The 12,392-nt window shown below is 61.0% G+C and carries 10 protein-coding genes; 6 read left to right on the top strand and 4 right to left on the bottom strand.

Annotated features, from left to right (window positions below; all coding sequences use genetic code 11):
• Positions 1-16: 16 nt before the first annotated feature.
• A complete protein-coding gene (gene panB / locus CLV84_RS10155; RefSeq protein ID WP_104419686.1) occupies positions 17-838 on the top strand; it encodes a 3-methyl-2-oxobutanoate hydroxymethyltransferase in 822 nt (273 codons plus the stop codon).
• A gap of 1 nt (position 839) precedes the next feature.
• The gene (gene mltG, locus CLV84_RS10150) at positions 840-1,862 is read left to right on the top strand and encodes an endolytic transglycosylase MltG (protein ID WP_104419685.1); all 1,023 of its coding nucleotides are present in this window, start codon (positions 840-842) and stop codon (positions 1,860-1,862) included.
• A gap of 12 nt (positions 1,863-1,874) precedes the next feature.
• Here mltG and CLV84_RS10145 read toward each other — a convergent pair whose 3' ends face one another.
• Positions 1,875-4,715 (bottom strand): T9SS type A sorting domain-containing protein, encoded by a 2,841-nt coding sequence (locus CLV84_RS10145; RefSeq protein WP_104419684.1) that lies wholly within the window; start codon positions 4,713-4,715, stop codon positions 1,875-1,877.
• A gap of 170 nt (positions 4,716-4,885) precedes the next feature.
• On the opposite strand from CLV84_RS10145, the gene CLV84_RS10140 reads away from it, so the two are divergent.
• Positions 4,886-5,803, top strand: coding sequence for a MerR family transcriptional regulator (locus CLV84_RS10140; RefSeq protein ID WP_104419683.1), 918 nt, complete (start codon positions 4,886-4,888; stop codon positions 5,801-5,803).
• Here the strand turns inward: CLV84_RS10140 and CLV84_RS10135 are convergent.
• Complete coding sequence (locus CLV84_RS10135; protein WP_104419682.1) at positions 5,763-6,629, bottom strand: tetratricopeptide repeat protein; 867 nt, start codon at positions 6,627-6,629, stop codon at positions 5,763-5,765. The genes CLV84_RS10140 and CLV84_RS10135 overlap by 41 nt on opposite strands.
• 107 nt (positions 6,630-6,736) lie before the next feature.
• Here CLV84_RS10135 and rlmN point away from each other — a divergent pair, with 107 nt between their 5' ends.
• Complete coding sequence (rlmN, locus tag CLV84_RS10130; RefSeq protein ID WP_104419681.1) at positions 6,737-7,798, top strand: 23S rRNA (adenine(2503)-C(2))-methyltransferase RlmN; 1,062 nt, start codon at positions 6,737-6,739, stop codon at positions 7,796-7,798.
• On the opposite strand, the gene CLV84_RS10125 is transcribed toward rlmN, so the two are convergent.
• Both CLV84_RS10125 and porZ read right to left on the bottom strand, forming a co-directional pair.
• On the bottom strand, positions 7,795-8,286 hold the full coding sequence (locus CLV84_RS10125) for a hypothetical protein (RefSeq protein WP_104419680.1): 492 nt from the start codon (positions 8,284-8,286) through the stop codon (positions 7,795-7,797). The two genes, rlmN and CLV84_RS10125, sit on opposite strands and share 4 nt — an antisense overlap.
• Before the next feature lie 45 nt (positions 8,287-8,331).
• Positions 8,332-10,701, bottom strand: a complete 2,370-nt coding sequence (porZ, locus tag CLV84_RS10120) for a type IX secretion system anionic LPS delivery protein PorZ (RefSeq protein WP_104419679.1) — start codon at positions 10,699-10,701, stop codon at positions 8,332-8,334.
• A 217-nt stretch (positions 10,702-10,918) separates the two neighbouring features.
• Between porZ and CLV84_RS10115 the strand changes: the two genes are divergently transcribed.
• Together CLV84_RS10115 and CLV84_RS10110 are read left to right on the top strand one after the other, a co-directional pair.
• Positions 10,919-11,134 (top strand): cold-shock protein, encoded by a 216-nt coding sequence (locus CLV84_RS10115; RefSeq protein WP_104419678.1) that lies wholly within the window; start codon positions 10,919-10,921, stop codon positions 11,132-11,134.
• A gap of 76 nt (positions 11,135-11,210) precedes the next feature.
• Positions 11,211-12,293 carry an alpha/beta hydrolase gene (locus tag CLV84_RS10110; protein ID WP_104419677.1) on the top strand — a complete coding sequence of 361 codons (1,083 nt, stop codon included), beginning with the start codon at positions 11,211-11,213 and terminating at the stop codon, positions 12,291-12,293.
• Positions 12,294-12,392: the final 99 nt, after the last annotated feature.

Below are 12,392 nucleotides of genomic sequence, written 5' to 3'. Positions count from 1 at the left end.
GTGTACCTTTGCCGCCATGAGCGTACATAAGGTTAGTGATGTCAAACGGGTGACCACCCATACCCTACAGGCCATGAAGGAAGCCGGGGAAAAGATCGCCATGCTGACGGCCTACGATTTTTCGATGGCCCGCATCCTGGACGCGGGGGGCGCGGACGTCCTGCTGGTAGGCGATTCCGCCAGCAACGTAATGGCCGGTCACGAAACGACCCTGCCGATTACCCTGGACCAGATGATCTACCATGCCTCCAGCGTGGTGCGGGGCGTTCAGCGGGCGCTGGTGGTCGTCGACCTCCCCTTCGGCACCTATCAGGGCGACAGCAAAATGGCCCTCAAATCCAGCATCCGGATAATGAAAGAAAGCGGGGCCCACGCCGTCAAACTGGAAGGCGGCCAGGAAGTGTCGGAGAGTATCCGGCGCATCCTCAAGGCGGGTATCCCCGTCATGGGTCACCTGGGCCTCACCCCCCAGTCGATCTATAAATTCGGAACCTACACCGTGAGAGCCCGGGAAGAGGCGGAGGCCCAGCGACTGGTCAGCGACGCCGAGATGCTGGCCGAGCTCGGCTGCTTCGGTCTGGTACTCGAAAAAATCCCCGCCAAGTTGGCCAAACGCGTCAGCGAGACCGTCAACATCCCGACCGTTGGCATCGGTGGCGGCAACGATTGCGACGGGCAGGTGTTAGTGACCCAGGATATGTTAGGGATCACGAAGGACTTTCACCCCCGCTTCCTGCGTCGGTACGCCGACCTCTTTACCGTGATCCGGGAAGCAACCGCGGCCTATGTAGCGGACGTTAAAAGTCAGGATTTCCCCAACGAGGAGGAGCAATATTGACATGAAGAGAATAATTGCCATCCTGGTGCTGGTCGGCTTGTTGTTGGCTGGCTACGCTTACTACCAGCTCATGGTCGTTCCCGCCGTGCCCGAGGACGCGGAACCGGTGACCGTGGAAATCCCTACCGGCAGCTCCTACGAACGGGTGATGGATACCCTGGCCGCCAACGGGATCCGCCCCAACCGCACCTTCTTCGATCCCCTCGCCACGCGGATGGGTTTTCAACGCGAGCCCATGCGGGCCGGCCGCTTTACCCTGAGCCCCGGCCTGAGCAGTATCGGATTGATCCGAAAACTTCGCAGCGGAACCCAGGCCACGGTCGATGTCGTCCTCACTACCGAACGCGAGCCGATGAACGTCGCCGCCAAGGTGGCCCGCTTCCTGGAACCAGATAGCCTCGCCTTCCTGCGCCTCTTTGAAGACACGGCCTTCATCGACAGCGTCGGCTACTCCAGGGAGACCCTGCAAACGCTCTTCATTCCCAACACCTACGAAATGTACTGGAACGCGACGCCGCGCGAGTTCGTGGCGCGCATGGTGAAGGAACACGACCGTTTCTGGAACAGCAATAACCGGCTACAGCAAGCCGAAGCCCTCGGCCTGTCTCCCGCACAGGTTTATACCCTGGCCAGCATCGTGGAAAAGGAAAGCCTCCAAGCCTCCGAGCGTCCGCGCATCGCCGGCGTCTACCTCAACCGCCTCGAAATTGGCATGCCGTTACAGGCGGACCCGACGGCGGTCTTCGCCACCCGGGAATTCGACGTGGGACGGGTACTCAACCGCCATATCCAGTTCGACAGTCCGTACAATACCTACCGGTACGCCGGACTGCCGCCCGGGCCGATCACGATGTCCAGCGTAGGCAGCATCGACGCCGTACTCAACCCGGAGGATCACAATTACCTCTACTTCTGTGCGCGGGGAGACGGTAGCGGCCTGCACAATTTTGCGACTACCTTGGCCGGGCATTCCCGTAACATCGCTATTTACGTCGCCAATCTCCGCGAACGAGGAATTCGTTAGGCCCTCGGTCGGTTATCGCTTGATCACCCGCACCGTACGGGTAGCCTCGCCGGCGTGTACCCGAATCAGGTACAGCCCCGGTGTCCGGTCCGTCAGTTCGATGAAGGTGGCGAGGCTATTGCTTTTTCCCAGGGAACGGCGTTCGATCCTGCGCCCGGCGCCATCGTATACTTCCAGCCCGAGGTCAAGCGGGCCGGGGAGCTCCAGCCGCAGGTCTACCCGCCCGGCGGTAGGATTCGGGAAGGCCTCCAGACCGGACAGTAGGTCGTCGGGATCACTCGTTGCTACCGCCGTCAGGTCGACCTCTACGTCCAGTGTTTCGGAACAGCCGAGCGCGTCGGTAACCGTGACGGCGTATTCGGCTACGCTGAGGCTGTCGGCGGACTGGGTCGTGTCGCCGTTGCTCCAACTGTAGGTATAGGGCGGCAGGCCGGCCCCGGCCAGCACGTAGGCCGTCCCGTCGTCGGCGAAGATGCCCGAGGGCGGGGCGGTGGTGTAGCGCAGGTCGAGGTCGTCGGGGCAGCGCCGCACGGCGATGTCGTCGATCATGGCGTAAAAGTCGCCGCTTCCCCATTCTACCAGAAATTCGAAGTAGATATTGGGATCCGACACCTCATTTAAGACGAGGAAAACCGTGTCCATGGATACCACGAAGGTAGAATCGCCGGGATTTGCTACCGAAACGATCGGAATAGTTTGACTCCCGCAGTCGACGATCATATTCACGGTCAGGTTTTCGATACCGCCGCTGACGGGGTTACCGTCGGCGTCGCGCTGGCGGAGGGTGAAGACGAACTCGTCGCCCTGGGCAACCGGCCCGTAATTCGCCGTGGTGAAGGCCATCTCGGTGTCGTCGGCGCTCAGGTTATCGGTCAACGCCACGGAGGGGCTGCCGGGACGCGCGGCAATCACGATGTCCGAGGGAATCTCCCACGAGCGGGGCACCCGACGGTCCTCGAAATCGGCCAAAAAAGGAAGCGGCTGAGCCAGCATGAATCGGTACAGTACGGTATCGTTATAGGTAGCACTGTCGCCCTCGGCCTCCACCCAGGCGACCAGCCGGTTGCGGTCGCGGGAGGCACTGCCGAACTGCAGGCGGACGTCAAAATTGTAGGTCTGCTGCTCGCCGTAGGTCTGGGGGGCGGGGGCCCGCTCCACCACTGCGGGGTCGCCGTTGAGGGAGTAGTAGACCAGGACGCTATCAACCGATTGCTCTCCCAGGCGAGCGAGCCGGATCTGGACGGTATCGAATTCGTTAAAGCAGTTGGCTTCGTTGATCAGGCTCACCCGGGTCACGGCGTAATCCACCTGCGGGCGGTCGGTGATCCGGATGTTATCGATTGCCACGCCTTCCCGGCGTACGTCGCCGTCGCTGGTAAACACGAACCGTAACCGCACCTGGTCTTCACCGGCGTAACCCCGCAGTTGCTGACCGACCAGGGAGTAGCCCTCACCAAAGCCCCCGTTGCCGTCCCACACCTGCTGTAGGCCGTTATTGTACCAATTCACGCCCGAGGGGTTACGTTCGACGAGTTCCCAGGTGTCACCACCGTCAGTGCTCGCTTCCAGATGGAGCCCGTCAAATTCCTCCTCGGTGTCCACGGACAGGAGGAAAGAGAGATACGGGTCTTCTTCCAGGTCCAAGAAGTTGAAGCAGGGAGAAAGCAGGTAGCTGCGTTCGTCGTCGTTATACGGCCCGCCAGCGTTGGTTACGTAAGCAAAATCGCCGGATCCCGCCCGGTCGATGCGTTGCCCCCGGGGCTCGCCCCGCTCCCAACTAACGGGTCCACGCCCCCCCTGCTCGGTAAACCAGAAGCCGTCACCGGTTTCAAAGCTCTCGAGATAGGGGAACTGGCTGATGACGGGCAGACTGACCACGGACGCCGTGAGCGTATCGTTGCCTACGTTTTCGTCCTCCTCCAGCATGGTGAAGACCTGGAACTCGTAAAAGCCCGCCTGCCGCAGATCCGCCCGGGCGTCAAAGGTGAAATACTCGGTACTATCCGGGCTTACCACCCCGGTATAAATACCGTCGAAGGGCATTTGCACGCCGCTGGGTTCGCCGTTCACCGTGAAGTCGAGCCGGATAAACTGTTGGGGTTCGCCGCCGAAGTTGGTGATGCCAACCGTCACGGAATCAGTGGCGGCTGGCTGGCACTTACTGACCGGGCGGCGCAGCTCCGTAATGCCCACGTCGCGGCGGATGGGCGTATCGATGCGAAAGGGTCCCCGGCGTACCGTAGTATCGGCCGGGTTGTTACAGATCGTGGTGACAAAGAAACGGTAGGTCGTAAGGGGTTCCAGTCCGCTGACGCGCAGCATGGTGTCCTGGGTGAGGATTTCGGTACCGGTGTCCGTCGTCGGGTCGAATTCCCCCTCGCCGTATTCGATGCGGTAGGTGGGATCGCCGGGGGTGGAGCGGAAGCGGATGTCCACGCTGTTGAAGCGGATGCGATACAGCTCGATGGAGGAGCGGGGCGGCGGAGCGCAGGAGCGGCAGGCGGCGGTGAAGGTGGTCAGTTCCGCATCCGTTGCCGGTGCCGTGACTTCGTAGATGAGGCTGTCGTTGTTGTCCAGCACCGAAAAGCCCACCTCTTCGGGAAAGGCGCCGGCCTCGAACCCAATGACCACCGCATCGCCGTCGTTCACCGGAACGAAGAAATCGCGGCTGGCCCCGTCGTCGTTCGTGGCGTCCAGGGTGTAGGTAAAGGAGGTACCCCCTACCCGTACCGTTAGGGCTCCCGCGTTCCATCCGTCGCCCTCGCTGTCGGTCAGCCGCAGTTGGTAAAAGCAATCCTGCGCGCTCACCGGCATGACAAGTACTAGGAGTAAGGACAGTAGAGGTAATCGCATAGAGCTGGTATTAGGTCTGGGCCACACGCATCGCGGTCCCGCATCCGGGCGGAAAAATAGCACATAGCCGGCGAAGCTTGTGCAGGCCGGACAACTGAACCATTATTTCGGCGTGGCGTTAGGCGCAGACCTTGGTAACAAGTTGCATTTATTACTCAGATTCTTCCCCCTTGGCGGTATACTCCATCACTGACGTAGAGAAACTTACGGGCATCCGCGCGCACACCCTGCGTGCCTGGGAGCAGCGGTACGACCTAATCGTGGCACGCCGAAGCGAGCACAACGTGCGCTACTACCTGGAGGAGGACCTCCGGGAGCTGTACAACGTGGCCGTCCTCAACCGCAACGGTCACCGCATTAGCCGGATAGCGGCCATGAGCCCGGAAGAGCGCGCCGCCCAGGTGGCCGCGCTGTCTTCCCTAAACATCAGTCCGGATACCCAGTTGGATGCCCTCTCCCACTCGACCCTGGAAATGAACGCCGAAAAATTCGGGCTCATCCTGGACACGAACATCGATCAGCGGGGGTTTGAGGAGACCATGATGGAAGTAGTGTATCCCTTCCTCGACAAGCTTGGGGTATTGTACTTCACCGGTTCGGTCACGGCCGTCCACGAGTCGTTCGTAGGGTGCCAGATCCGCCAAAAGCTGCTGGCGGCCACCGATCGCCTACCCCCCGGAACGTCCGATTCCCTACCTTCCTTCACCTTGTTCCTGCCCGAAGACGAACGCCAGGAACTGAGCATGCTCTTTATTCAGTACTTGCTCAGGCGACGGGGCGTTCCGGTACTGTACCTGGGCGGCAACCTCTCACCGGCCGATCTGGGTGATGCCTGCAAGACCCATCCGACGGATTACCTGTTTACCATCCTTTCCAGCACCTACGTGGCCAGGCCGGTGGAAAGCCTCATTCGGGAAGTGCTCCGGTATTGCCCGGATTCCCGGTTTGTCCTATCGGGTTACCAGGCTACCCTGCACGATCTCAGTGATATGGACCGGGTGATCGCCGTAGGTGGGCTCCGCGAGGTGCTGGCTTTCGTAGACGCACTCAGTAAGCCCGTAGATCGGAATATTGCTGCAGCGAAATAATCTGCCAGTCGTTGAGTACCCGATCCACCTCCGCCGGGTGAATGGCGGCGATCGCCACCAGACTGGTACCCGTTTCGGGCCGTGGGAGCAGGTCGCTGTAGTATTCCGGAAAAGCGCGACGCTCTTCCTCGGTGGCTCGGGCCGGATTGTACTGGACGGCCCGGGTGGCATTGCTCCACACCTCGAATCCCAGCCCCGCATCGTAGCATAGCTGCTCCAGCTGTTCGATTTGCTCCGCCTCGCTGGTGTGCAGCAGGCAGCTGAAGGTCTGGTAGGGCGAATGCTTCAGGCGATCTACCGATTGAAAGATCGGCACCCGCCGCCGGGCGATCACGTTGTACCCTTTCTGGCCGCGGCGATCGTAGAGCATCAGGTCCCGATAACGCATGCCGCTTCCCGGATGCGGGATACTCACCACCCGGCCGCGGGCGGCATCCAGGGGCTGCATCCAGAGAATCTCGTAGCCGTCGGCGTGTTTCAGTTGCAACCCCTGGGGGTCGCGGTAGCTGAGCTTATCGAATCCGAACTTCGCCCAGACCGTCTGGGCGGTGCGCATGCGCTTCAGCGGCACGGCGGCCAGGCCCAGTTGCCACCACGCCTCCCGGTCATCGGCGTCCAGGGCCACCGTTTTACTCCAGTAGTGGAGGGCGGGTTTCCACTCCCGGCGCCGGGAATAGATGACGGCGAGCCCCCGGAAGGCGTCCGCCCACTCCGGCACGATCCGCGTCACTTTCTTGAGCAGCTTTACGGCCGTATAGGGATCCCCCACCCGGTCGTACCGGAGGGCCTGCTCGTAAAGGTCCAGATGGTTTGGCGGTAATGGCATAGTGTCTGATAAGGCGGTTCGCCGGGCTTCAGTCCGGCGTAATGTAACAAGACTTGGCAGATAGGGTTGGCCCTCAACCGTGACCGGCCCGTGGGCGTTTGCCTCCTATGTCCGCCAGCCCACTTACCGCCACCCTTCCCGACGTACGTTCCCTCAGCCAGGAGGAATTAACCTCCCAGCTCATCCTGTCGGGGGAGAAAAAGTTCCGTGCCAAGCAGATCTACGAATGGCTGTGGCAGAAAGGCGCCCGCAGTTTTGACGAGATGACCAACCTCTCCCTTCCCCTACGCGAGAAGCTCAAGGAACGGTATAGCTTGCCGGTCATCACCCTGGACAAAGCCCAGCGCAGCAGTGACGGCACCATCAAAAGTCGCTTCCGCCTCCACGACGGCCACCTCATCGAGTCGGTGCTCATCCCGGTGGCCGACGACGACCGCTTCACCGTCTGCGTTTCTAGCCAGGTCGGTTGTAGCCTCTCTTGCACCTTCTGCGCCACCGGCCGGATGCAGCGGCTCCGGAACCTCACCGCCGCCGAGATTTACGACCAGGTGTACCTCGTCAACGAGCAGTGCCTCGAAGCCTATGGCAAACCGCTCACCAACATCGTATACATGGGTATGGGCGAACCCTTGCTGGCCTTCCGGGAAGTGATCGGCAGTATCGATCGCATCACCAGCCACACCGGCCTGAACATGGCCCCCCGTCGCCTCACCGTCTCCACCGCCGGCATCGCCAAAATGATTCGCAAACTCGCCGATGAGGACACCAAAGTCAATCTAGCCCTCAGTCTCCACGCCGCTGACGATACCAAGCGCAACGAAATCATGCCGATCAACGAGTCTAATAACCTCGAAGCCCTGATCGAGAGCCTGGAGTATTTCTACGAGAAGGCCAAAAAACGGATCGGTTTCGAATACATCACGTTCCAGGACTTCAACGACGGCCTCGACGATGCCGAACGGCTCTACCAGATTTGCCAGCGGGTGCCCAGCATGGTCAACATTATCGAGTACAACCCCATTTCCAACGCCCCCTTCCGGAAGTCTACCGAGCACCGCATCGACGACTTCGCCCGCTACCTACGCGACCGGGGCGTAATGGTCACCGTACGCCGCAGCCGGGGGAAGGATATCGACGCCGCCTGCGGTCAGCTCGCGAATAAGGACTAATTCCTGCGCTCCGCCGCCCCCGCCAGTATCTTTTCCAACTCCTCCTGCTTGGCTTCGTCATCGATCAGGTAGATCGGCAAGACCGTTCGCTGCCCGTCGCTTAGCTCCAGGATCAGGTCGCGGACCGATGGCCGCTGAATGGACCGGATATCGGCCAGCCTGATTTGCTGCCGGCCGTTGAGCTGGTCGAGCGCGTAGGTCATCACGCCCCCCTCGATGGTTACGTAGCGATCGGGGGGCGTCTCTTGTCCACCGTGCCGGTAAGTAGCAAAAGCAACGGCGGCCGCCACCATCAGGTAAAGAATCCCCAGCCCGAGTTGCCACAGGTGACTGCGATCGTCTCCCGCCGTCCAGTACGTAGCGTACCGGTACAGCTCGTATACCCCGGCTACGACAAGCAGGATAGCGCCCAGGTAAAAGCTGAGATGCAGCCAGCGAGTGGTGCCGGGTTCGGGGTGGTCGGCGTGAAAGTGAAATTGGAGGGCCATTGGAGCGAAGATAGCGTGGCCCCGCCACTTTCCCCGCTGCGATCCTTACCGGATGAATACGATCTTGGCCACGGCGCTCCCCGAATCCTGCTGCTCGAAGTTGGTAGAACTTCCGCTGGAAGCGAATAGCAGGTACACCCCGGTCGTCACGCGCCGTCCGTTGTAGTCGTTGCCGTCCCAGATATAGCGGCCGCCGTTACTTAGCCCGTCGGTCACCAGTTTCCCGCTTAGATCGGTGATCTTTACTCGGGCGTTCACGGCCAATCCGTCAATGGCGATCGGGCCGAAATAGCCGGGCTCGACGGGGTTGGGAAAGACGATAAGGTCTTCGTTAAAGAGCGCGGTTGCCTGCGTGGCATCGCCCAGGTAACTGATCACGCCCAGTTCCGTTCCGAAGTAGACGGTCCCCGATTCCGGATCGATCGTAATGCTGCGCACGGTATTATCGAGCAGCGGGCTGTTGCCGCGGTTGAATTGCAGCAATTCTTCGTTGCCGGTCTCCGAAAGCAAGAAAGCACCGCTGTTGGTGCCCAGCCACTTCCGGTTGGCACCGTCGACGGCGATCGTGCGGACCTCTTCGTTGGCCAGCAGGTACGCTCCGAAGCCGTCGGCTTCGGTCTGCGGTAGCACTCCCGTGCAACCATCCGGGTCCGAGGGAGACGCATTGCAGTTGAACACCACGACTCCCTCGGCGGTCCCCACCCAGATCGATCCATCCTGGTCGATGGCAATGCTGCGGGTCTGGTTGGTAGGCAGCACGCTGTTTGCCATAGTGATGGTCCGGCACGGTGGATCGTCGCTGGGGTCCAGGGGCGTCCCGTTCGTGTCGATCACCGTCAGCCCCCCGTTGGCGCCACCACGGTGCACGACCCATACGTAACCGTTTGCATCTACGGCGATATCGATGGCGATATTCAGCCCGCAGTCCTGCCCCAAGGCCGCCCAGTCCCCTTCCGGGCTCCGCACGCTTACGATACCGTTGTTCTCGGCCCGGCTTACGGCGACATACGTGAACCCGGCGGCGTCGGTCGCGGCACCGGCCGCCCGGATACGCCCGGCACCGGCATCCGGAGCCAACTCGATGGTACTATTGGTTTCGTCGAATAAGGTGAAGGTGCCCGCTTCGTCCCGGGCAATCACGCCTTCGAAGAACGAGCTGAAGTAGTGGATCCGGTTCACGGGGTCGTAGTCCACGTCGATCACGGTAGCGAAATCGTCGTCTCCCCCGACCTGCCCGTCCGCACCCCGGAAGGCGGCGATCTCGTTCCGCCGGTATACTTCCCAGCTACCGTTCACGTAGCGAAAAACGCCGTCAAAGTCGAAGCTGGGCGATGTGTTTTCGTCGAGTCGGCCGGGTGCTACCCACAGGGAGGTCCCGTCGTGCAGAATCCGGTAGTTCGTGTCTTCCGGCGGGCCGGGATACCGGAGCCGGTTACAATTCCCGCCCAGGCCGTCGAGGTAGCTGATAATTTCGGCGTCGTCTCCGAACCAGATTCGCCCCCGCTCGTCCTCGATGGCATTGTTGAATTGAAAGGCACAGTCTCCGAGCCTGGAGACGTCGGCGGCCACCTCGGTAAGGGGATATACCGCGCGATCGGCGCAGTTGGTGGCGGTACAGCGGAAACCGGCTAGCAAGAAGTTCGGCCCGCCGCTGAGTTGGGCCAACCGGTGCTGCGCCACGGGTGCCCGGAAGTGTAGGGTGGTCGTATCTCCGTCTAGCCGGTACACGTCATTATCGACGCCGAAGTATAAACCATCCCGCCATACCTCGACGGTCGATGCGGTGTAATCGCCGGGCAATCCGAAGCCCGTGCTGAGAAGTTCCCAGCTACCGAAGTCGTTGATGTTGGTACCGGTGCGGGGTACCCGGTAGAGACCCTCCGGGGTGGCCGCGTAGAGGTGATCCCCGTACTCGGTCGCCGCGGAGACCTGCACGCCGGTAAAAGTGGTAAAGTTGAAAATCTCCTCGTCGAGGGAGAGGGAGGAAATGCCGTAGCCCGCCGCCAGGTACATCGTGTTGCCGTCGTCCGAGAAGGAAACGTCGTAGATGCGTTTGTCGCCGCTGAAATTGAAGTTATCGATCTGGGGCAGGGTAGAAAACCGCCCCTCATGCAGCAGGTCGATGGTGCTGTTTTCGTAAATGATGACCAGCGTTTCCGTTGGCTGGTGGTACTCCACGATGTTGATGCGTCCACCGGCCAGACCATCGGTGCGGGTAAGCGGAGTAAAGCTCAAATCTTCCTTATCGAGATAAAATATCGCCGCTCCGGTGGTGTAAATGATCGATTCCTCGCTCTGGGTCACGTACTGGCCCTGCGAGAAAGACTGCAGGCTACGCCACTGCCCGATGCTGTCGACCTGGCCCAGTATGCCGGTGAGGGGGAGAAAGAGGAAGAAGAGGAGCTGTTTGAGCATGGAGACAAAGATAACGTTCGCCGGTAGCGGATAGGCTTCCCTGGGCGACGGAGCGCGGGTGCAAAGGTTTCCAGTACGGGCTTAGTCGCCGGGTAGACCAACTCCTAGACGCCGGCCGCCGCGGATTCGTGGTTCCGTCCCGCCAGCGCGCGCTTCACCGGGACGGTTACCTATCTTTCGCGGCTCATCCCAACCGTCCACCCCCCCACCCCGAAGTATGCTGCCTGAATTCTCCCTGGGCGTAGTGCTCTTTTACCTCCCGGAAAAAGGGTACGGGTATCTCCGCCTGGAAGGGACGCGGGAGGAATTTCATTTCCGTAAACGCAACGTGGTGGGCCGCCCGCCGGGAAAAGGCGATCGCGTCCGCTTCAGCTTGCGGGAGGGGCGGCAGGGTTACTACGCGGACCAGGTTACGGCGGTGGGTATGGGTTGACCATCGCGGATAGCCCGCATTACCGGAGTAGCCCGGCGAACCGGCACCGTACCTTTGCCCCGCCAGACCAATCAGCATGCCCGAGCGTACCCTCCGCCTGATCACCACCACCGACGACCCGCGCCCCGTCTACGTCGCCGGAACTTTCAATAACTGGAACGCCCGCGACGAAAACTACCGCATGCTGCCCGGCAACGAGCCGGGTGCGTATACGTATACCTTCGTTTTCGGCGAGGAGGTAGCGTACCTGGAATACAAATACACCCGGGGGGGGTGGGAGGCCGTAGAGCTGGGAGCGGACGGTGCCAGTACGGAAAACCACAGCCGCTACGTCAGCGTACCGTGGGTGCTGCCGGATCACGTGGAGCGGTGGGCGAGCCCGGGCTTGCGCTTCAACCCCCACTATTTGCCGAAGATCGAGGTGATTCATGAAGCCTTCGAAATACCGGAGCTGATCCGAACGCGCCGGGTAGCCGCCCTGCTACCACACGATTATGCCACCTCCGGCAAACACTATCCCGTCCTGTACTTGCAGGACGGTCAGAACCTGTTCGACGACTACGCTCCCTACGGTAGCTGGGGGGTAGACAAGCGATTGGCCAACCTCGCCGAAAGCGGCATGGGAGACCTGATCGTCATTGCCATCGACCACGCCGAATCGGAGCGGGTAAGTGAATTTACCCCCTCCTTCCAGACCCGGCTCGGACGGGGCGACGGTCGCATGTACGTCCGCTTCCTGGCCGAAACCCTGAAACCCTATGTCGACCGCCACTTCCGTACCCGCCCGGAACCCCAGCATACCGGAATCGGCGGCAGTTCCCTCGGCGGGTTGATCAGTATTTACGCCGGGATCATGTACCCGGCGGTGTATCAGAAGCTGATGATTTTCAGCCCCAGCCTTTGGGTCACGCCGGAAATCCCCTTCCGGCTAATGAACCTCACCCATCAGTACGGGGGCAGAATCTATCTCTACGGGGGTGCCGCCGAGAGCAGTACCATGGTACCGAACATGGAACGGTTTCAGCAACAGATCCTGAAGCAACCCGGCGCTACCCGGCTGGACGTCCGGCTTGCGGTGGACCCTTTCGGGCAGCACAATGAAGCCCGGTGGGGCAGTGAGTTCCCCCTGGCCATTGAATGGCTTTTTTTCACCGCCTGAACCCGCCAATGAAAGCACGCCCCGTACTAAAAGACCCCATAAAGTTGTTCAGTACGTAGCCCGTTCGGCGGCCCAACCGTTCCGGGTGGTCTGTTTTGG

The organism is Neolewinella xylanilytica (genome assembly GCF_002934605.1).
GTDB classification, from domain to species: domain Bacteria; phylum Bacteroidota; class Bacteroidia; order Chitinophagales; family Saprospiraceae; genus Neolewinella; species Neolewinella xylanilytica.
The sequence above is the reverse complement of the archived record's forward strand: the minus strand, read 5'-3'. Positions and strand labels throughout refer to the sequence as shown.

Coding starts and splice junctions, on each gene's coding strand:
- CLV84_RS10135 (WP_104419682.1), bottom strand. CDS start 6,629: ATGCCATTACCGCCAAACCATCTGGACCTTTACGAGCAGGCCCTCCGG.
- panB (WP_104419686.1), top strand. CDS start 17: ATGAGCGTACATAAGGTTAGTGATGTCAAACGGGTGACCACCCATACC.
- CLV84_RS10125 (WP_104419680.1), bottom strand. CDS start 8,286: ATGGCCCTCCAATTTCACTTTCACGCCGACCACCCCGAACCCGGCACC.
- mltG (WP_104419685.1), top strand. CDS start 840: ATGAAGAGAATAATTGCCATCCTGGTGCTGGTCGGCTTGTTGTTGGCT.
- rlmN (WP_104419681.1), top strand. CDS start 6,737: ATGTCCGCCAGCCCACTTACCGCCACCCTTCCCGACGTACGTTCCCTC.
- CLV84_RS10145 (WP_104419684.1), bottom strand. CDS start 4,715: ATGCGATTACCTCTACTGTCCTTACTCCTAGTACTTGTCATGCCGGTG.
- CLV84_RS10115 (WP_104419678.1), top strand. CDS start 10,919: ATGCTGCCTGAATTCTCCCTGGGCGTAGTGCTCTTTTACCTCCCGGAA.
- CLV84_RS10110 (WP_104419677.1), top strand. CDS start 11,211: ATGCCCGAGCGTACCCTCCGCCTGATCACCACCACCGACGACCCGCGC.
- porZ (WP_104419679.1), bottom strand. CDS start 10,701: ATGCTCAAACAGCTCCTCTTCTTCCTCTTTCTCCCCCTCACCGGCATA.